Origin of the sequence: Asanoa siamensis (assembly GCF_016862555.1) — a bacterium.
Lineage (GTDB): Bacteria > Actinomycetota > Actinomycetes > Mycobacteriales > Micromonosporaceae > Asanoa > Asanoa siamensis.
Map to the genome: position 1 here is coordinate 1 of NZ_BONE01000068.1, position 17,888 is coordinate 17,888.

The following is a 17,888-nucleotide window of genomic DNA, read 5'->3' on the forward strand; positions in this document are numbered from 1 at the left end:
TCGACCCCAGATACGAAACAGAACCTGGCCGCCCGGTGGCGCGGGTCATGGCAGTGCGGCGTGGCGCGAGCAACAATTGCCCCGCACAGCCATATCGATCCGATCAGATTCCCGGGGAGACTCAACGTGTCACTGCCCCCGCTCGTCGAGCCCGCCGCCGAGCTCACCGTCGACGAGATCCGCCGCTACTCGCGCCACCTGATCATCCCGGACGTCGGGGTGACGGGGCAGAAGCGGCTCAAGAACGCCCGGGTGCTCTGTGTCGGCGCGGGCGGCCTCGGCTCGCCCGCCCTGATGTATCTGGCCGCGGCCGGCGTCGGCACCCTCGGCATCGTCGAGTTCGACACCGTCGACGAGAGCAACCTGCAGCGCCAGATCATCCACGGCCAGTCCGACATCGGTAAGCCGAAGGCGGAGTCCGCCGCGGCCACGGTCCGCGAGATCAACCCGCTCGTCAACGTGGTCATCCACAACACGGCGCTGGACCGCGACAACGTCAAGGAGATCTTCTCCCAGTACGACCTGATCGTCGACGGCACCGACAACTTCGCCACCCGCTACATGGTCAACGACGCGGCGGTGCTGCTCGGCAAGCCGTACGTGTGGGGTTCGATCTACCGGTTCGACGGTCAGGCGTCGGTGTTCTGGGCCGAGCACGGCCCCTGCTACCGCTGCCTCTACCCGGAGCCCCCGCCGCCCGGCATGGTCCCGTCCTGCGCCGAGGGTGGCGTGCTCGGCGTGCTCTGCGCGTCGATCGGCTCCATCCAGGTGACCGAGGCGATCAAGCTGCTCACCGGCGTCGGCGAGCCGCTGGTCGGCGGCCTGACGGTCTACGACGCGCTGGAGATGTCGTACCGCAAGATCAAGGTTCGGAAGGACCCGGACTGCGTGCTCTGCGGCCCCAACGCGACGCTGACCGACCTGATGGAGGACTACGACGACTTCTGCGGCGCGGTCTCGGTCGAGGCCCAGGAGGCGACCGTCGACGCGACGATCACCGCGCGGGAGCTCAAGGAGTGGCAGGACGCAGGCAAGGACTTCTACCTGGTCGACGTGCGTGAGCCCGCCGAGTACGAGATCGTCCGGATCCCCGGCTCGACGCTCATCCCCAAGGGCGACATCCTGAACGGCGAGGCGCTGGCCGGCCTGCCGCAGGACCGCCAGATCGTGCTGCACTGCAAGTCGGGCGTCCGCTCCGCGGAGGCGCTGGCGGCGGTCAAGGCGGCCGGCTTCAAGGACGCCGTGCACCTCCAGGGCGGCGTGCTCTCGTGGATCAAGCAGATCGACCCGAGCCTCCCCGCGTACTGAGCGACCTAACAAAAACCGGACGCCGCCTGAACGGGCAGCGTCCGGTTTTTGTCTTTTCACCGTTCTAAACCAGGCCGACGGACCGTTGACCTTGGCCAACCGCTTGAAGCGGAATCGCCTTTCCGGCGGTACCGTTTCGGCCGTGGTGGATCTGGACGCGGCGATCGGATTCGTGGTCGCCCATGGCGACGCGGTCGACCGCGCCCGGCTTTCCTGGTTGCGGGTCGGCGCGCCCCCGCAGGAGTCGATCCTCGCGGACGCCGAGGTCGGGCAGGCGCCCGACGGCGGCTGGCCCGCGATCTGGGGCGGCGAGGTGGCCTCCGTCGACGCGACCTGCTTCCGGCTCGCGGAGCTCGACGACCTGGGCGCCCTCGGCCGCCCGGCGGCCCGGCGCGCGCTCGACTGGCTGGCCAACGCCCAGCGCGGCAACGGCACCTGGGAAGAGGACCAGTCGCTGTCCGGCTGGGCACCGCCCTGGGCCACGCCCGGCGACCCGGAGGCCACCCTCTACCTGACCGCCAACGCGGGCTTCTGGCTGACCGTCGCCGGCCACGACGCCCGCTCGGCCGGGCCGTTCGACCACCGGGTGGGCGGGGCGTACGCCGGCGTGGTGCAGGGTGCGGCCCACGCGTTCGCGGCGGCGCTGCAGGACGACGGGAGTTGGCCGTCGTTCCTGGCCGCCGGCTGGCTGGGCGCCGCGGTGCTCTACCGCCAGGAGATGTACTACGAGTCGGCGCGCATCCAGGTCGTGCTGACCGAGCGCGTCCGCGACATGACCCCGTCGGACGTCACCGCGATGGCCAGCGCGCTGCGCCGGGTCGGCCTGTCGGTCGACGACACGCTGCTCGCCGCCGCCCGCCGCCGGCTGGCCCAGACCCAGCGCAGCGACGGCGGGTGGGCCAGCGACGACGGCGAGGCGTTCAACGTGCACACGACCCTGGCGGCGATCCGCGCTTTCAGGTGAGGCCGGGCACCCGCCCGTTGCGGAACAGGTCGACGAAGAGCTGGTGGTCCTCGCGCGCCCGTACCCCATAGGCGTGTGCGAACTCGACCAGGTGCCCGACGAACCCGCGCTCGTCCTTGTCGACCGCGGCGACGATCGCCTCCTCGGTCGAGAAGTCGACCAGGTCGTGGCTCGACTCGTCGTCGGCGACCGAGTGCATGCGGGCGACCGCGCGGCCGAGGTCGGAGACCACGCCGGCCAGCTCGTCGGCCTCGTTGACGTCGGACCAGTCGAGGTCGGCCGCGTACGGCGAGACCTCCGCGACGAGCTGCCCGACGCCGTCGAGCTCCGTGAAGCCCAACCACGGGTCGGCGTGCGCCTGCAGGGCCCGCTGGGACTCGGCGGTGCGGTGACCCTGGTGCTGGAAGTAGCCGGCCACCCGGCCGTCGGTGATGTGCCGCGCCACCGCCGGCACCTGCGCCTGCTTCATGTAGATGACGACGTCGTTCTCCAGCGCCTGGGTGTGCCCCTCCAGCAGCAGGTTGTAGGAGGGCAGCCCGGCCGAGCCGATCCCGACGCCCTTGCGCAGCACCACGTCCTTGATCCGGGTGGCGACCGGCCGGTGCGCGGCGAGCTGCGTCGGCAGCGTCTCCAGGTAGCGGTCGAACGCCGCGACCACCGACTCGCGGCGGGCGTCGTCGATCTCGTAGACGCCGTCGCCGAGCGCGAACCGCCGCTCGTAGTTGTCGATCGTCGTCTGCGCGTCGAGCATCGAGACCCGAGTGCTGAGCCGCGCCTGCTGCAGAACCGTGCGCAGCACGCCGTCGGCGTTGGCCAGGGTGATCGAGCCGATCGCGTCGTCGCCGCCGGCCGCGATCGCGCGCAGCTCGGTCAGGTAGGCGCCGGCGAACCGGCCGACCAGGTCGCTGATCACGTCGTCGGAGAGCGCCTTCGCGTAGCCGATCAGCGCCACGCTCGCCGCGAACCGCTTGAGATCCCAGGAGAACGGCCCGACGTACGCCTCGTCGAAGTCGTTGACGTTGAAGACCAGCTCGCCCGAGCCGTTCATGTAGGTGCCGAAGTTCTCGGCGTGCAGGTCGCCGTGGATCCACACCCGGCTGGTCTGCTCGTCGAGGAACCGGTCGTCGGCGAAGTCGCCGGTCAGGTCGGCGTAGAAGACCGCCGCGCTGCCGCGGTAGAAGGCGAACGGCGAGGCCGCCATCTTGCGGAACTTGCGCCGGAAGGCGGCCGGATCGAGGGCCATCAGCTGGCCGAACTCGGTGGTCAACACGTCCAGCAGGTGGCTGGAACGCCGTTCGTCGTTCATGAGCCGAACGCTAGACCTCCGGCGCCACCATGGTCATGTCAGGAATCCGTCAACGCGGCGGCGCGGGCGGCCAGGGCGGCCCGGAAGGCCGGGTCGTAGGCCTGCGCGCGGACCCGCTCCTCGCGCTCGCCGTCGAAGTAGGCGCCGGTCACGCCGTCGAGCGCCGGGTCCACGACGAGCCGCAGCGTGGCGCGCAGGCCCTGCTCGAGGGTGGAGACGGGGGCGAACTGGGCGACCTTGACGAGGGTGGTCGGCATCAGCGTCGCCGGGTGGAGGCAGTTGACCGTGACGCCGGTGCCGGCGAGTTGTGCGGCGAGATCGAAGGTGTCGCAGATCATGGCGAGCTTGGCGCGGCGGTAGGCGCGGATTCCGTCGTACCCGTGGGCCATCATGAGGTCGTCGAGGTCGATGTCGGCCTGGCCGATCGACGCGACGTTGACGATGCGGGCCCGCGCGGGCTTGCGCAGCATGGGCAGGAGCAACCGCGAGAGGAGGTACGGCGCGAGATAGTTGACAGCCAGCCGCAGCTCGATGCCGTCGCCGGTCAGCTCGCGCGGCGCGCCGGGCGCCCCGAAGCCGACCGCGGCGTTGTTGACCAGCACGTCCAGCGTGTCGTAGCGGTCCGCGACCTCGGCCGCGAGGCGGCGCGTCGCCGCCTGGTCGGCGAGGTCCGCCTGCAGGGCGACGGCGCCGGTCGCCTGGGCGACCTCGGCCAGCCGCTCGGGGTGCCGGCCGTGCAGCACGAGCTCATGCCCTTGCGCGGCCAGGGCGAGCGCGAGCGCGCGCCCGAGCCCGTCGGACGCACCGGTGACAAGAACGCGCGCCATCAGCGGCGCCCGACCCTGGCGCCGACAACGCCGCGCGCCCTAAGCCCGGAGCCGCGCCCGGCGCCGACAACGCTGCGCGCCGTCACCCCGGAGCCGGTGGTGAGGCTGTGGGGCATCAGCGGCGGTCGCCGTTGGGGGGTGTGACCAGCGGAGCCGTCAGCGCCAGCGGATCCGGCCGCGAAACCCCGCCGGGGCCCGCCTGCTCGCCTGCGATCTTGTCCTGCAACCGCAGGATGCCGTGCATCAGTGCCTCGGGCCGCGGCGGGCAGCCCGGCACATAAACGTCCACCGGGATGATCTGGTCGACGCCCTTCGTCACCGAGTAGGAGTCCCAGTACGGGCCGCCGCAGTTCGAGCAGGCGCCGAACGAGATGACGTATTTCGGCTCCGGCATCTGGTCGTACAGCCGCTTGATCGCCGGCGCCATCTTGTCGGTCACCGTGCCGGAGACGACCATCAGGTCGGCCTGGCGCGGGCCGTGCGCGAACGGGATCACACCCAGCCGCATGAAGTCGTGGCGGCCCATGCTGCTCGCGATGAACTCGATCGCGCAGCAGGCCAACCCGAAGTTGAAGACCCACAGCGAGTAGCGCCGACCCCAGTTGAGCACGAACCGGATCGGTTCTCCGAGCACGGCGGGCAGTTCCACGTTCCCCAGGCTAGTCGAACGTCGGGCGCTGCAGCAGACCCAGGAACTCCACCAGCAACCGCTCGCGGACCGGGACCGGTGCCGCGTCCAGCAGGGTGTTGACCGCGGCCACCCGCTCGGGCAGCGGCCGCCCCGTGCCGTCGCCGCCCAGGCCCAGACCGGCCGCCAGCCCGGCTACGACCTCGCTGGTGAGCGCCGCCGGGTCGAGCGCCGTGACCAGGGCGAGCACCTCCGGCGGGAGCTGCGCCGGGCCGGCCGCACGGGCCGCCGCCACGGCCGCGGCCAGCGCGGTGCCGAACTCGGCCACGTGCGGCGCCACCGCTGCCGTCACGGTCAGGTGGATGCTCGCCGGCAGATCCCCGTACCGCAGCTGGGGTTGGGTGTGAAAGCCGCGGGCGGTGAGCTCGTCGGCCAGCACGAAGAGGTCCGGGCCACCAGGGGAGGACGTGAAGCAGACGACCGTCGTCAGCGCCGGCGCCATCAGCCGCAACCCGTCGACAGCCTCGACGGCCGCCGCGAGGCCCCGGACCGCGTCCCGGGTGGTCGACGCCAGCCGCAGGTAGCCGTCGTCGCCGATCCGGCGCAGTGTGGCGTACGCCGCGGCGATCGGCCCGCCCGACCGCGTCGACGAGACACCCGCGTTGATCATCGTGTAACCCGGCCAGTCGCCGAACGCGAAGTACTGCGGCGCCCGCAGGCTCGGGTCGCGGTGCAGCAGGACCGACGTGCCCTTCGGGGCGTACGCGTACTTGTGCAGGTCGACCGAGATCGAGGTGACACCCCGCACCGCGAAGTCGAAGTCCGGCAGGTCGACGCCGAGCCGGCGCAGGTACGGCAGCGTCCAACCGCCGAAGCACGCGTCGACGTGGCACCGCACCCCGGCCGCCGCGGCCACCGCCGCGATCTCCGCGACAGGATCGACCACGCCGTGCGCGTAGGAGGGCGCCGAACAGGCCACCAGCACCGTGTCGGGCGTGATCGCCGCGGCGATGTCAGCGGGGTCCGGACGCAGGGAAACCGGCGAGACCGGCACCGCGTCGAGGTGGACGCCCAGATAGTGTGCCGCCTTCGCGAACGCCGCGTGCCCGGTCACCGGCACCACGATCCGCGGCTCGGCGACCTCCGGCCGGGCGTCCCGGGCCGCCTTCACCGCCAGGATCAGCGACTCCGTGCCGCCACTGGTCACGCTGCCGACCACACCGGGCGCGGCCGAACCAGGCCCACCGCCCAGCAACCGCGCGGCCGCCCCGACGAGCGCGTTCTCCAGCGCCAGCAGCGAGGGAAACGCGGTCGGGTCGAGGCCGTTGACCGACGCGGCGATCCCGTGCGCCGCCAGGGCGAGCTCGTCGAGCCCGTCGAGGCCCGGGTCGTAGACGTAGGCGAACAGCCGCCCACCCTTGGTCGGCTGGTCGGCGGCGCGCAGCCCGCGCAGCTCGTCGAGGATCTGCGCAGGGGGCAATCCGTGCAGCGGCAACGCCATGGCGGAGACGCTAGTTGATCGCCGCGCCCGCCGGTGCACCGACGGCCGCCCGCAGCTTCTCCTCGGTCAGGTCGTACCCGCGCATCAGCAGCACCGCCAGCCCCACGATCAGCCCGGGCAGCACGGTGAAGCCGAGCAGCACGCCGAGCCGGGCGGTGCTGTCCTGCGCCGAGGCCGCGCCGGACGTCGACGACACGTAGCCGAAACCCTGCAGGACCAGCAGGTAGATGCCGGGGCCCAGCGCCAGCCCGAAGGTCTCGCCCGCGGTCCACAGGCCGGTGAACACGCCGGCCTGCCGCTTGCCGGTGCGCGCCGTGTCGTACGCGATGCAGTCCGGCAGCATGGCCATGCCGAACACCTGCTGACCGGCGTACGCGACGCCCAGCACCCCGACGATCGCGTAGACGGCGGCCGCCGGCAGCACCGGTGCCAGCACCAGCAGCAGCGCGCCGGCGGCGAACAGCAACGACGCCATGACGTACGCCCGGGCCTTGCCGACCCGCGCCCCCACCCGGCTCCACAGTGGCATGACGAGCAGCGCCGGCCCGACGAAGCAGGCGAACAGCACCGTCGGCCCGGTGTCGGGGGAGTAGAGCACGTGGTCGGCGAAGTACTGCACGCCGGCCAGGATCATCGCGATGCCGACCGCCTGGATGACGAAGCAGATCAGCAGCAGCCGGAACGGCCGGTTGCGGGACGCCACCGCGAGTTGGGCCCGCAGCGTCGGCTCGCTCTCCCGGACGGTGCCGGTCGGCGCGCCCGAGGTGCCGGCGAAGACGGCGATCGTGCCGATCACGATCAGGCCGGCGACGAACACGCCCATCCAGCGGTGCCCCGGGATCCCGTCGCCGCCGGCGTTGACCACCAGGGGCGCGATCGCGCCGGAGACCAGGATCGCGATGGCCAGCACCGCGACCCGCCAGGTCAGCAGCCGGGTCCGCTCGCTGTAGTCGTCGGTCAGCTCGGCCGGCATCGCCACATAGGGCACCTGGAAGAAGGCGTACGCGGTCGCCGCCAGCAGGAAGGCCAGCGCGACGTAGGCACCGCGGCCGGACCCGAACGGCGCCGCGAAGATCGCCGCGAAGAGCAGAGCCAGGACCAGACCGCCGACCAGGAGGTACGGGCGGCGCGCGCCCCACCGGCTGCGGGTGCGGTCGGATATCCGCCCCGCCACGGGGTTGACGAGCACGTCCCAGGCCTTCGGCGCCCACACCAGCACGCCCGCGAGCCAGGCGGCCACGCCGAGCGTGTCGGTCAGGTACGGCGCCAGCAGCAGGCCCGGAACCGTCCCGAAGGCGCCGGTGACCAGCGAACCGAGAGCATATCCCGCGTGCACCCGGCGGGGTAGCTGGGTACCCGAACGGGTGATCGCCGGTTGGCCCGGCCGCGCGTCCATGAGGCGGGATGTTAGCCATCCGAGCGCACCAGCGACAGATTTACCTCTACGCTCGCGGCGCGAGCGGGATTATCGGCCATATAAGGGGTGATGCCGGTGAAAGCCGGTGTGGCAGCCGGGCACCCGGCGACGACCGAGGTCGGTCTGCGGATTCTGGCCTCCGGCGGCACGGCCGCCGACGCGGCGGTCGCCGCCGTGCTGGCCTGCTCGGCGTCCGAAAGCGTGCTGACCGGGATCGGCGGTGGTGGCTTCGCCACCTACTACGACGCCGCCAACCGGACGGTCACCTGCCTCGACTTCTTCTGCTCCGTCCCCGGGCTGGACGGCGACGTCACCCCGAAGCCGATGCTGCCGATCGAGGTGACCTTCGGCGGCGTGCCGATGCCGTACTCGATCGGCGGCCCGAGCGTCGGGATCCCCGGCGTGCCAGCCGGCTGCGGCGAGGTGCACGCGCGCTGGGGCCGGCTGCCCTGGCACGAGGTGGTCGAGCCGGCGGTGCTGCTGGCCCGGGCCGGCGTGGCGCTGCCCGAGGCGCAGGCCCGCACGCTGGTCAGCGTCGCGCCGGCGCTGACGCCGAGTGACGGCGGCGAGATCTACGCGCCCGGCGGGCGGCTGCTCCGCGGCGGCGAGACGCTGCACCACCCGGGCCTCGACAAGGCGCTGGACAGCCTGGCGGACGAGGGCCCGTCGATCTTCTACACCGGCCGTTACGGCGACCTGTTGGTCGAGGCCGTGCGGGCCAGCGGCGGGGCGATCGGCCCGGCCGACCTCGCCGCCTACGCGGTGCTCGAGCTTCCGGTGGCGCACGCCCGGTTGGCGGGGCAGCACGTGTACGCGCGGACGGACCTGAACGGGACGATCGCGACGATCAGCGCGCTGCCGGAGCCGATCCAGGAGCTGTCCCGACCCGACCGGGCGGTGGCGGTGGCCGACGCGCTGCGGGAGTACGGTCGGCCCCGGATCGGCGACACCACCAACGTCTCGGTGGTCGACGCGGAGGGCAACGCCTGCGTGATCACCACGACGCTCGGCATCGGCGCGGGCGTCTGGCTGCCGGGCCTGGGCATCAACCTCAACTCGATGCTCGGCGAGGGCGAGCTGATCACCGAGGACATGGCTCCGGGCCAGCGGATGCAGTCGATGATGTGCCCGCTCGTGGTGATCGACGAGGACGGCGATCTGGTGCTGGCCGCGGGCTCGGCCGGCGCGTCGCGGATCCGGACCGCCCTGGTCGACACCCTGCTCGGCGTGCTGGTCGACGGCCTCGACACGGAGACCGCCGTGGCGCGCCCGCGGTTCCACGTGGTCGACAACGCGGTGCACGCCGAGTTGGGCTATCCCGAGGACGAACTGTCCGCGCTGGCGAGCGCCGGCTACACGATCGTGCAGTGGGAGGAGCTCAACCACTTCTTCGGCGGCGTCAGCGCGGTCGGCCTGGCCGGCGCGGGCGGCGACCCCCGCCGCGGCGGCACGGGCCAACTCCTCTGAAGCAACGGTCCGTTGTTAACGCTTTCCGCATAGGAACGGTCCGTTGTTAACAGCGGTCACTCGGGCCACCAGGCCGCGCGGGAGAGGTCGACGCGGCCGTTCTTCATCGGAGTCGCCTCTGCGACATGGCGGGCCAGGGCTTCCTTCTCGTGGCCCGGGACGACGCGGCCGTTGGCGGCCACCACCCGGTGCCAGGGGACGCCGCCGCCGTGCTTGGCCATGATCGAGCCGATCAGGCGGGACGACGACCGGCCCGAGCGGTCGGCCAGGTAGTCCGCGATCGCACCGTACGACATCGCCCGTCCCGGTGGGATGCGTTCGACGACGGCGAGCACCTCCTCCACGTACTCCTCCGGCTCCACACCGGCCACACTATGGGATCTAAAGGTGATCTTGAGTGACCGACCGCGCAGAATGGACCCCGTGCGCGAAGCAGTAACGACGGCACGCCGGATCGTCGTCAAGATCGGCTCGTCGTCGCTGACCACGGCCGACGGCGGGCTCGACGCCGCGCGGGTCGACGCCCTCGCCGACGTGGTGGCGCAGGCCTCCCGGGCCGGCCGCGAGGTGGTGCTGGTCTCGTCCGGCGCCATCGCCGCCGGCCTCGCCCCGCTGGGCATTCCAAGGCGTCCGCGCGACCTGGCCACCCAGCAGGCCGCCGCGTCCGTGGGCCAGGGCCTCCTGATCGGGCGGTACGCGGCCGCGTTCGCCCGCCACGGCCTCACCGTCGGCCAGGTGCTGCTCACCGCCGACGACGTGACCCGCCGGGCGCACTACCGCAACGCTTTCCGCACGCTCCGGAAGCTGCTCGACTTCAAGACCGTGCCGATCGTCAACGAGAACGACACCGTGGCCACCGACGAGATCCGGTTCGGCGACAACGACCGGCTGGCCGCGCTGGTCGCCGCGCTCGTCGACGCCGACCTGCTGGTGCTGCTCTCCGACGTCGACGCCCTCTACACGGGCGACCCCCGCAAGCCCGGCACCCGCAAGATCGACGAGGTACGCGACGAGACGGACCTGGCCGGCGTGACCGTCGGCGGCGCCGGCCGGGCCGGGGTCGGCACCGGCGGCATGGTGACCAAGGTCGAGGCCGCCCGGATCGCGACCGGCTTCGGCATCCCGGTGGTGCTGACCGCCGCCCCGCACGCCGCCGCCGCGCTGGCCGGTGAGCCGGTCGGCACGCTGTTCCACCGGGTCGGCCAGCGGCCCGCGGCCCGGCTGTTCTGGCTGGCCCACGCGACCTCGCCGCGCGGCCGGCTGCACCTCGACCCCGGCGCCGTGCAGGCCGTCGTGGCCCGGCGCAAGTCGCTGCTGCCCGCCGGCATCACCGCGGTCGACGGCGTGTTCACGGCCGGCGACCCGGTCGACCTCGTCGACAGCGAGGGCGCGCCGGTCGCCCGCGGCCTGGTCAACTACGACGCGGTCGAGCTACCCGCCCTGCTGGGGCGTTCGACGGGCGACCTGGCCGCGGAGTTGGGGCCGGGCTACGAGCGAGAGGTCGTCCACCGCGACGACCTGGTACTGCTGTAAGAGCGCACTGTTAACAACGGACCGTTCCTGTGCGGAAAGCGTGAGCAACGGACCGTTCCTTTCACAGGAGGTAGCGATGAGCGTGCGGGAGCAGGCCGAGCGGGCCCGGGTGGCGGCGGTCACCCTCGCGGCGACGCCGCGGGCGGTCAAGGACCGCGCCCTGCTGGTGATGGCCGACGCGCTGGTCGCCCGCACCCCGGAGATCCTCGAGGCCAACGCCGCCGACGTCGCCGCCGGCCGCGCGGCCGGGCTCTCCGACGCGATCATCGACCGGCTCGCGCTGACCCAGCCGCGGGTCGCCGCCATCGCCGGCGCCCTGCGCGAGATGGCCGCCCTGCCCGACCCGGTCGGCGAGGTGGTCCGCGGCTCGACCCTGCCCAACGGGCTCGAGCTGCGGCAGATCCGGGTGCCGTTCGGCGTGGTCGGCATGATCTACGAGGGCCGGCCCAACGTGACCGTCGACGCCGCGGGCATCTGCCTCAAGTCCGGCAACGCGGCCCTGCTGCGGGGCTCGTCGTCGGCCGCCACCTCCAACGCCGCCCTCGTCGAGATCCTCCGCGACGCGCTCGAGGTCGCCGGCCTGCCGGCCGACGCGGTGCAGCTCCTCGACTCGTCCACCCGCGACTCCGTCAAGGAGCTCATGCGCGCCCGGGGCCTGGTCGACGTGCTGATCCCGCGCGGCGGTGCCTCGCTGATCCGCGCCGTGGTCGAGGAGTCGACGGTGCCGGTGATCGAGACCGGCGTCGGCAACTGCCACGTCTACGTCGACGCCGCGGCCGACCTCGACAAGGCGCTGGCCATCGTGCTCAACTCCAAGACCCAGCGACTGTCCACCTGCAACACCGCCGAGTCGCTGCTGGTCCATGCCGATGTCGCCGAGGCGTTCCTGCCGCGCGTGCTGGCCGCGTTCGCCGACGCGGGAGTGACCGTGCACGGTGACGCCGCGGTGGCCGCCCACTCGGCCGCCGTCGTGCCCGCGACCGACGAGGACTTCGCCGCCGAATACCTCTCGGCCGACATCTCGGCCGCGGTGGTGCCGTCGCTCTCGGCGGCGGTCGACCACATTCGCCGGTACGGCACCCAGCACACCGAGGCGATCGTGACCGAGTCGCTGGCCGCGTCCCGCGCGTTTGTGGCGGCGGTCGACGCGGCCGCGGTGATGGTCAACGCGTCGACCCGGTTCACCGACGGCGGCGAGTTCGGCTTCGGCGCGGAGATCGGCATCTCGACGCAGAAGCTGCACGCCCGCGGCCCGATGGGCCTGCCGGAGCTGACCTCCACCAAATATGTCGTGACCGGGGACGGCCAGCTTCGGTCCTAGTGGTCGGTGAACTCCACGACCACCTTGATGTCGTCGGCGTCCGGCGGGCCGTACGCCTGAGCGAACTCGGCGACCGGCACCCGGCGGGTGATCAGCCGGGCCAGCCACTTGCGGTCGGCGGAGGCCAGCGCGTCGGCGCCCGCCTTCCAGTGGCGGGCGTTGGCGTTGACCGAGCCGAACACCACGTTGTTCTCCAGCACGAGCGCCCGGTTGAGCGCGCCCGCGTCCACCGGGATCTGGTGCCCGCCCGAGGACACGCCGGTCAGGCAGACGATGCCGCACGGGCCGACCGCGTCCATGACGCTGAACACGACCGGTGCCGCGCCGGTGCACTCCAGCACGAGGTCGGGCGCGAAGCCGATCTCGTGCACCGGCACGCTGTGGTACGTCGCACCCAGGTCGTGGGTGAGCTGCGGCTTCGGGCCGTCGGTGGCCAGGTCGAGCACGTGCACGTCGAGGCCGCGCTGCGTGCCCAGCAGGGCGGCCAGCAGGCCGATCGGCCCGGCGCCGGTGACCAGCACGTTCTCGGGCTGCCAGGGGTCGCGCTCGACGAACCGGTCGATCAGCTCCCAGGCCTTGGCGACCACACTGGTCGGTTCCAGCAGCACGCCGAGCAGGCCGAGCGACTGGTCGAGCTTGACCGCGTGCTCGGGCTCGATCCGCCACCGGTCCCGGGCGAAGCCGTCGAGACCCTTGATGCCGTGCTCCGTGTACTGGCCGTTGCGGCACATGTCCCACTGGCCGGCCGCGCAGTTCGGGCACGGCACCGGGTCGGGGTGCCGGACGATGCCCGCCACCAGGTCGCCCCACTTCAGCCGGCCCGTCGGGTCCTCGACCACCCGCCCGAGCGACTCGTGACCGAGCACCAGCCGGTCGCCGCCGGGCGGGGCCTCGCCGTAGTCGGCGGCGATGATCTCGCGGTCGGTGCCGCACACACCGACGGCCACCGCCTCGACCAGCAGCGCGCCCTCCCGCGGGTCGGGCTCGGGAAAGTCCTGATCGAGCCGGAGTGAGTCGGTCGTCCCGGGTGTGACGGTCAGTGCCCGCATAGAACCATCTTGCGGGCCGCACCCGCCGTCCGCGCGGAAACTCCGGCCCTCAGCTCAGGCAGATCTCGCCGTCCTGGCTCGCCACCACGGTGCCGCCGGGGAAGGGCTCGACGTCCTCGGCCCCGATCGTGGCGGGGATCGACGGGTCGCCCCGCAGCACGTACCAGGCGCCGACGCAGGTCGGCGACTCGCGCAGGGTGGTCGTGATCCGGTGCCGCGCCGCGGTCAGCGTCAGCCGCTCGTGCGCGAACAGCCGCTGCGACCCGTCGGCCCGCGCCTCGTAGGTCACCCAGGACACCGCGATCGTCTCGCCCGCGCAGACCGGGTCGGCGATGATGACGAGGTTGCCGGCGCTCCTGCTGACGTGCACCGCCGACGCGCAGGCCGGCGGTCGGGCGGTCGGCGCCACCGACGCCTGGCCGCCGGGAGCCCGGGCCGGGGTCGAGGTGGCGGTCGCGACCGGACCGTCGGCCGCGTCGGTGCCGTTGCCGGCCGACACCGGTGCCCGGGTGGGCGGGGCCAGCGGCGGCTGCGGGGCACTCGGCGGCGACGTGCGCACCGGGGCCGGCCGCTCCGCCGCGACCGGTGCGGGTTGCTCCATCGCGGGCAGTTGGGCCAGGCCCACCACGGTGGCGACCGCGACCGCGGCGGCGGCCACACCGATCAGCCGGCGCTGCCGCCGGCGGTGCACGGTGTCGCGGACCGACCCGACCCCCGGCGGCCGCAGGTGCGGGTCGATCGAGCCGGTCAGCGCGGCGAAGGCGTCCCTGACCTGGTCGGTGCGCGGCTCCTCACGCACTGTGCACCTCCGAGGTGGCCGCCACGTCGTCGTCGGCCAGCCGCAGCGCCAGCGCGGCCCGGCCGCGGTGCAGCCAGGACTTCACCGTGCCCTCGGCCGCGCCGGTCAGCTCGGCGATCTCGGCGATCGGCACGTCGGCCAGGTAGAACAGCACCACCGCCTGGCGCTGGCGGGCCGGCAGGGCGGCCAGCGCGGCGCGCAGCGCGACCGCGTCCGGGCCCGGCCCCGGTGTGTGCTCCTCGCGCGCGCCCCGGGTCAGGTGCAGCAACCGGCGGGCCCGCCGCCAGCGGCTGGTGGCGAGGTTCCAGGCGACCCGCCGCACCCAGGCGCCGGGGTCATCCAAAGTGGACCAGCGCGGCCAGGCCCGGCAGAAGGCCTCCTGCACGACGTCCTGCGCCTCGGCCAGATCGCCCGTGTGGGCGAACAGCTGATGCGTCAGGGGGCGGAACCACGCGGCGTAGAACTCCGCGAAGTCGAGCTTGTCGGGCGGCACAGCTCTCCCGGGGTCGACGGCCCCCTCACAGTAGTCCGTCTATGCAGGAGTGCTCATTGTCGTAATTCTGCCGACACCGGGGGGTTGTTGGGGTGAAACTGAGAGCCATGACGCGATCGCGGCAAATCAACGGCTCGCAATCCCGTCGACTGGTCCAGGACCCGTGCGACGACGAAGGCTGCCCGAGCTGCTACGGCGACCGGGCCCAAGCGGAGGCGGTGCGCCGTGCCGGCCGGCTGCCGGACCGCAGCCACCGCCTCGACGAACGCCCGGAGACCGACTAGCGGGTCGCCGCGAACAGCTCCGGGAAGACCTTGGCCACCTTGGCGGTCAGATAGTCGCCGTAGGTGCCGGTGAACGCGACCGGGTCCGCGCCGTCCCAGCGCGGCTCGCCGCTCGCCGTCGTGCGCGCCCGGCCGGGCAGTGGCGGCACCTCGGCGCCGAAATCCGGATCGAAGAAGAACGGGTACGAGAGTCGCTCGTTGCCGCTCACGTTGCGGACCCGGTGCAGCGTCGACCGGTACCAGCCGCCGGTCAGCCGTTCGAGCATGTCGCCGATGTTGCAGACGAACGTGTCCGGCAGGGGCGGCGCGTCGATCCAGCCGCCGGGCGTGCGTACCGCCAGACCGCCGTTCTCGTCCTGGGCGAGCAGCGTGAGCAGCCCGTAGTCGGTGTGCTCGCCGACACCCCAGTCGTCGTCGCCGGGCGGCTGCGGCGGGTAGTGGAAGATCCGGAACAGCACCGTGGGCACCCGGGTGTAACCGGCCGCGAAGTAGTCGGCGGGCAGGTCGAGGCTGCGGGCGACGCCGCGCAGCACGTCCTGCGCCAGGTCCGTCAGAGCGGCCTGGTAGTCGAGCACCGCCGCCCGCAACTCGGGCACCGCCGCCGGGAACAGGTTGCCGCCGTGCAGCGGCAGGCCCGCCCGCGGGTCGCCGGCCGGCAGCTCCTCGCCGAAGTAGATGCCCTCCTTGCGGTCGGGCCGCCCCGCGGTCAGCTCACCGCCGAGCGGGAAGTAGCCCCGCCAGGCCGGACCCGCGTGCCGCATCGCGATCGCCAGCTTCTCGGCCTCGGGCAGGGCGAAGAACGACCGCGCCGCGGCGTCCAGGCGCTCGAGCAGCGCGGCCGGCACGCCGTGGCCCATGACGTAGAAGAACCCGGTGTCCCGGCACGCTGATTCGATCTGCCGGGCGACCGCGTCCGGGTCGGCGCCCGAGCGCAGCGGACCCACATCGATCACCGGGAGCCTCGTGTCCGTCATGCCGAAAGCCTAGGATCTCCGCATGACCCCGGAGGAGATCGGAGCGCGGCTCGTCGAGCTGGTCGCCGGTGAGCCCTCCGTGTCCGGCGGCAACGACCACGCCCGGGCGACCGTCGACGTCGCGCCCGTGCGGTGGGCCGAGGCGGTCCGGGTCGCCCGCGACGACGCCGCGCTGGCCTGCGACTTCTTCGACTGGCTGTCGGCCGTCGACGAGCTCGACGAGGGTTTCGCGGTGGTCGCGCACCTCTGGTCGACGAGCCACCACCACGGCCTGCTGCTGCGCACCCGGGTGCCGCGGGCCGAGCCCGTGCTCGACACGGTCGTGCCGATCTTCCCGGGCGCCGCCTGGCACGAGCGCGAGACCCACGAGATGTTCGGCGTCGACTTCGCGGGCCACGCCGACCTCCAGCCGCTGCTGCTGCCGCCCGAGTTCGAGGGCCACCCGCTGCGCAAGGAGTTCGTCCTCGCCTCCCGGGTCGCCAAGGCCTGGCCGGGTGCCAAGGAGCCGGGCGAGAGCGAGGCCGGCACCGCCAAGCGGGCACCGATGCGGCCTCCCGGCGTCCCCGCCCCGGGTGAATGGGGGCCGGCCTGATGCCACTCTGGCTCGAGATCCTCGTCCGCGTGGTCGGCGTCGTCGCCGCGTTCCTGGTTCTCCCGCTGGTGGTCGGCCAGACCGAGCACAAGGTGATGGCGCACATGCAGGGCCGGCTCGGCCCGATGTACGCCGGCGCGTTCCACGGCTGGGCCCAGCTCATCGCCGACGGCGTCAAGTTCGTGCAGAAGGAGGACGTGACGCCGGCCGCCGCCGACCGGTCGGTGTTCCGGCTCGCGCCGATCGTGGCCCTGGTGCCCTACCTGCTCGTGCTGCTGGTCATCCCGCTCGGCCCGGGTGACCTGGTCGGGCAGAACCTCGACGTCGGCCTGTTCTTCGTGCTCGCCGTTCTCGGCGTCGGCGTGGTCGCGGTGCTGATGTCGGCCTGGGCCTCGGCCAACAAATACAGCCTGCTCGGCGGCCTGCGCGGGGCCGCGCAGCTGCTCGGCTACGAGCTGCCGATGGTGCTCGCCGCGGCCAGCGTCGCGATGGCGGCCGGCACGCTGAGCCTGACCGGCATCGTCGAGGCCTGGCGGCCGTGGTGGTTGCTCTGGCAGCTCCCGGCGCTGCTGGTGTTCTTCGTCGCCGGGCTCGCCGAGATCCGCCGGCCGCCGTTCGACATGCCGATCGCCGACTCGGAGCTCGTCTTCGGCTACATGACCGAATACACGGGCCTGCGCTTCGCGTTCTTCCTGCTGGCCGAATACGTGGGCATCGTGGTGATCGCCGCGCTGACCACGGTGCTGTTCCTCGGCGGCTGGAAGGGCCCCTTCGACGACCAGGTCGGCTGGCTCTGGACGCTGGTGAAGATCTTCGCGGTGGCGTTCGTGGTGATCTGGTTCCGGGTCGCCTATCCGCGGCTGCGCGAGGACCAGCTCCAGCGCCTGTGCTGGCTGGTGCTCGTGCCGGTGTCGCTGGGCCAGCTCGTGTTGACCGCGGCCGTCCGGGTGGCGCTGTGACAGCCGACCGCGAGGCGGCCGTGCGGCGCCTGGTCGCCGACGTGTGGAACGGCGCCAACGAGGCCACGGCCTACGAGCTGGTCGGGCCCGACTGCCCGGGCCTCGGCGCGAGCGGGCCGGTCGGCGTGCTCGCCTGGCACCAGGAGCGCCGGGCGTCCTTTCCGGACCTGCGCTACAAGATCGTCGACCTGATCGTCAGCGGCGATCGGGCGGCCGTGCACTGGCGCGCGGCCGGCACCCAGCTCGGCCAGTTCGGCCCGGTGCCCCCGACCGGCAACGTCGTCAGCTATTCCGGGGCGACCTTCCTGCGCTTCGACGCCGACGGCCTGATCGCCGACGTGTGGAGCGTCAACGAGCTGTTCCAGCTTCTTCAGCAGCTCGGTGTCGAAATGTTGCCCCCCGCTTGATACCACGGTGACCACGCGCGTGCGATGCGTGGTTAAATGCCCGCATCGACACGCGTCTG

The 17,888-nt window shown here is 72.7% G+C and carries 19 protein-coding genes; 9 read left to right on the forward strand and 10 right to left on the reverse strand.

Annotated elements, in window-relative coordinates; all coding sequences use genetic code 11:
• The first annotated feature begins 93 nt into the window (after window positions 1-93).
• Window positions 94-1,308, forward strand: coding sequence for an adenylyltransferase/sulfurtransferase MoeZ (gene moeZ / locus Asi02nite_RS31040; RefSeq protein WP_373312357.1), 1,215 nt, complete (start codon window positions 94-96; stop codon window positions 1,306-1,308).
• 142 nt (window positions 1,309-1,450) lie between these two features.
• Window positions 1,451-2,272 carry a squalene--hopene cyclase gene (locus Asi02nite_RS31045; protein ID WP_239127283.1) on the forward strand — a complete coding sequence of 274 codons (822 nt, stop codon included), beginning with the start codon at window positions 1,451-1,453 and terminating at the stop codon, window positions 2,270-2,272.
• Here Asi02nite_RS31045 and Asi02nite_RS31050 read toward each other — a convergent pair.
• From Asi02nite_RS31050 to Asi02nite_RS31070, 5 genes are all read right to left on the reverse strand, one after another.
• Window positions 2,265-3,578 (reverse strand): DUF2252 domain-containing protein, encoded by a 1,314-nt coding sequence (locus Asi02nite_RS31050; RefSeq protein ID WP_203717561.1) that lies wholly within the window; start codon window positions 3,576-3,578, stop codon window positions 2,265-2,267. The two genes, Asi02nite_RS31045 and Asi02nite_RS31050, sit on opposite strands and share 8 nt — an antisense overlap.
• Window positions 3,579-3,616: 38 nt before the next feature.
• A complete protein-coding gene (locus tag Asi02nite_RS31055; RefSeq protein WP_203717562.1) occupies window positions 3,617-4,405 on the reverse strand; it encodes an SDR family NAD(P)-dependent oxidoreductase in 789 nt (262 codons plus the stop codon).
• Between the two features lie 115 nt (window positions 4,406-4,520).
• Window positions 4,521-5,054, reverse strand: coding sequence for an NADH-quinone oxidoreductase subunit B (locus Asi02nite_RS31060; protein ID WP_203717563.1), 534 nt, complete (start codon window positions 5,052-5,054; stop codon window positions 4,521-4,523).
• Window positions 5,055-5,064: 10 nt separating this feature from the next.
• The gene (locus Asi02nite_RS31065) at window positions 5,065-6,534 is read right to left on the reverse strand and encodes a pyridoxal phosphate-dependent decarboxylase family protein (protein WP_203717564.1); all 1,470 of its coding nucleotides are present in this window, start codon (window positions 6,532-6,534) and stop codon (window positions 5,065-5,067) included.
• 10 nt (window positions 6,535-6,544) lie between these two features.
• Entirely contained in the window at window positions 6,545-7,930 is a 1,386-nt protein-coding gene (locus Asi02nite_RS31070) for an MFS transporter (protein ID WP_203717565.1), read from the reverse strand.
• A gap of 90 nt (window positions 7,931-8,020) precedes the next feature.
• On the opposite strand from Asi02nite_RS31070, the gene Asi02nite_RS31075 reads away from it, so the two are divergent.
• Entirely contained in the window at window positions 8,021-9,418 is a 1,398-nt protein-coding gene (locus tag Asi02nite_RS31075; RefSeq protein WP_203717566.1) for a gamma-glutamyltransferase, read from the forward strand.
• 56 nt (window positions 9,419-9,474) lie between these two features.
• Here Asi02nite_RS31075 and Asi02nite_RS31080 read toward each other — a convergent pair whose 3' ends face one another.
• The gene (locus tag Asi02nite_RS31080; protein ID WP_203717567.1) at window positions 9,475-9,780 is read right to left on the reverse strand and encodes an MGMT family protein; all 306 of its coding nucleotides are present in this window, start codon (window positions 9,778-9,780) and stop codon (window positions 9,475-9,477) included.
• A 61-nt stretch (window positions 9,781-9,841) separates the two neighbouring features.
• Here Asi02nite_RS31080 and proB point away from each other — a divergent pair, with 61 nt between their 5' ends.
• Both proB and Asi02nite_RS31090 read left to right on the forward strand, forming a co-directional pair.
• Window positions 9,842-10,951 (forward strand): glutamate 5-kinase, encoded by a 1,110-nt coding sequence (gene proB / locus Asi02nite_RS31085; protein WP_203717568.1) that lies wholly within the window; start codon window positions 9,842-9,844, stop codon window positions 10,949-10,951.
• A 76-nt stretch (window positions 10,952-11,027) separates the two neighbouring features.
• Entirely contained in the window at window positions 11,028-12,272 is a 1,245-nt protein-coding gene (locus Asi02nite_RS31090) for a glutamate-5-semialdehyde dehydrogenase (protein ID WP_203717569.1), read from the forward strand.
• Here Asi02nite_RS31090 and Asi02nite_RS31095 read toward each other — a convergent pair.
• The 3 genes from Asi02nite_RS31095 to Asi02nite_RS31105 are packed head-to-tail and all read right to left on the reverse strand — an operon-like array spanning window position 12,269 to window position 14,613.
• Window positions 12,269-13,321, reverse strand: a complete 1,053-nt coding sequence (locus tag Asi02nite_RS31095; protein WP_203717570.1) for a glucose 1-dehydrogenase — start codon at window positions 13,319-13,321, stop codon at window positions 12,269-12,271. The genes Asi02nite_RS31090 and Asi02nite_RS31095 overlap by 4 nt on opposite strands.
• A 49-nt stretch (window positions 13,322-13,370) precedes the next feature.
• The gene (locus Asi02nite_RS31100) at window positions 13,371-14,120 is read right to left on the reverse strand and encodes a hypothetical protein (protein WP_203717571.1); all 750 of its coding nucleotides are present in this window, start codon (window positions 14,118-14,120) and stop codon (window positions 13,371-13,373) included.
• The gene (locus Asi02nite_RS31105) at window positions 14,113-14,613 is read right to left on the reverse strand and encodes a SigE family RNA polymerase sigma factor (RefSeq protein ID WP_203717572.1); all 501 of its coding nucleotides are present in this window, start codon (window positions 14,611-14,613) and stop codon (window positions 14,113-14,115) included. The genes Asi02nite_RS31100 and Asi02nite_RS31105 overlap by 8 nt, the downstream gene beginning before the upstream one ends.
• A 107-nt stretch (window positions 14,614-14,720) precedes the next feature.
• Here Asi02nite_RS31105 and Asi02nite_RS31110 point away from each other — a divergent pair, with 107 nt between their 5' ends.
• Window positions 14,721-14,897: a hypothetical protein gene (locus tag Asi02nite_RS31110; protein ID WP_203717573.1), complete on the forward strand. Its 177-nt coding sequence runs from the start codon at window positions 14,721-14,723 to the stop codon at window positions 14,895-14,897.
• On the opposite strand, the gene Asi02nite_RS31115 is transcribed toward Asi02nite_RS31110, so the two are convergent.
• Window positions 14,894-15,871, reverse strand: coding sequence for an isopenicillin N synthase family dioxygenase (locus tag Asi02nite_RS31115; protein WP_203717574.1), 978 nt, complete (start codon window positions 15,869-15,871; stop codon window positions 14,894-14,896). The two genes, Asi02nite_RS31110 and Asi02nite_RS31115, sit on opposite strands and share 4 nt — an antisense overlap.
• Window positions 15,872-15,893: 22 nt before the next feature.
• Between Asi02nite_RS31115 and Asi02nite_RS31120 the strand changes: the two genes are divergently transcribed.
• The 3 genes from Asi02nite_RS31120 to Asi02nite_RS31130 are packed head-to-tail and all read left to right on the forward strand — an operon-like array spanning window position 15,894 to window position 17,829.
• Window positions 15,894-16,463: an NADH-quinone oxidoreductase subunit C gene (locus tag Asi02nite_RS31120; protein ID WP_203717575.1), complete on the forward strand. Its 570-nt coding sequence runs from the start codon at window positions 15,894-15,896 to the stop codon at window positions 16,461-16,463.
• Window positions 16,463-17,422, forward strand: coding sequence for a complex I subunit 1/NuoH family protein (locus tag Asi02nite_RS31125; protein WP_203717576.1), 960 nt, complete (start codon window positions 16,463-16,465; stop codon window positions 17,420-17,422). Before Asi02nite_RS31120 ends, Asi02nite_RS31125 begins: the two co-directional genes overlap by 1 nt.
• Window positions 17,419-17,829, forward strand: coding sequence for an ester cyclase (locus Asi02nite_RS31130; RefSeq protein ID WP_203717577.1), 411 nt, complete (start codon window positions 17,419-17,421; stop codon window positions 17,827-17,829). The genes Asi02nite_RS31125 and Asi02nite_RS31130 overlap by 4 nt, the downstream gene beginning before the upstream one ends.
• Window positions 17,830-17,888: the final 59 nt, after the last annotated feature.

What these genes read in the sequence shown, in the direction of transcription:
- Asi02nite_RS31050 (WP_203717561.1), bottom strand. Translation starts at nt 3,578, where the DNA reads ATGAACGACGAACGGCGTTCCAGCCACCTGCTGGACGTGTTGACCACC.
- Asi02nite_RS31055 (WP_203717562.1), bottom strand. Translation starts at nt 4,405, where the DNA reads ATGGCGCGCGTTCTTGTCACCGGTGCGTCCGACGGGCTCGGGCGCGCG.
- Asi02nite_RS31065 (WP_203717564.1), bottom strand. Translation starts at nt 6,534, where the DNA reads ATGGCGTTGCCGCTGCACGGATTGCCCCCTGCGCAGATCCTCGACGAG.
- Asi02nite_RS31070 (WP_203717565.1), bottom strand. Translation starts at nt 7,930, where the DNA reads ATGGACGCGCGGCCGGGCCAACCGGCGATCACCCGTTCGGGTACCCAG.
- Asi02nite_RS31075 (WP_203717566.1), top strand. Translation starts at nt 8,021, where the DNA reads ATGCCGGTGAAAGCCGGTGTGGCAGCCGGGCACCCGGCGACGACCGAG.
- Asi02nite_RS31090 (WP_203717569.1), top strand. Translation starts at nt 11,028, where the DNA reads ATGAGCGTGCGGGAGCAGGCCGAGCGGGCCCGGGTGGCGGCGGTCACC.
- Asi02nite_RS31095 (WP_203717570.1), bottom strand. Translation starts at nt 13,321, where the DNA reads ATGCGGGCACTGACCGTCACACCCGGGACGACCGACTCACTCCGGCTC.
- Asi02nite_RS31110 (WP_203717573.1), top strand. Translation starts at nt 14,721, where the DNA reads ATGACGCGATCGCGGCAAATCAACGGCTCGCAATCCCGTCGACTGGTC.
- Asi02nite_RS31115 (WP_203717574.1), bottom strand. Translation starts at nt 15,871, where the DNA reads ATGACGGACACGAGGCTCCCGGTGATCGATGTGGGTCCGCTGCGCTCG.
- Asi02nite_RS31120 (WP_203717575.1), top strand. Translation starts at nt 15,894, where the DNA reads ATGACCCCGGAGGAGATCGGAGCGCGGCTCGTCGAGCTGGTCGCCGGT.
- Asi02nite_RS31125 (WP_203717576.1), top strand. Translation starts at nt 16,463, where the DNA reads ATGCCACTCTGGCTCGAGATCCTCGTCCGCGTGGTCGGCGTCGTCGCC.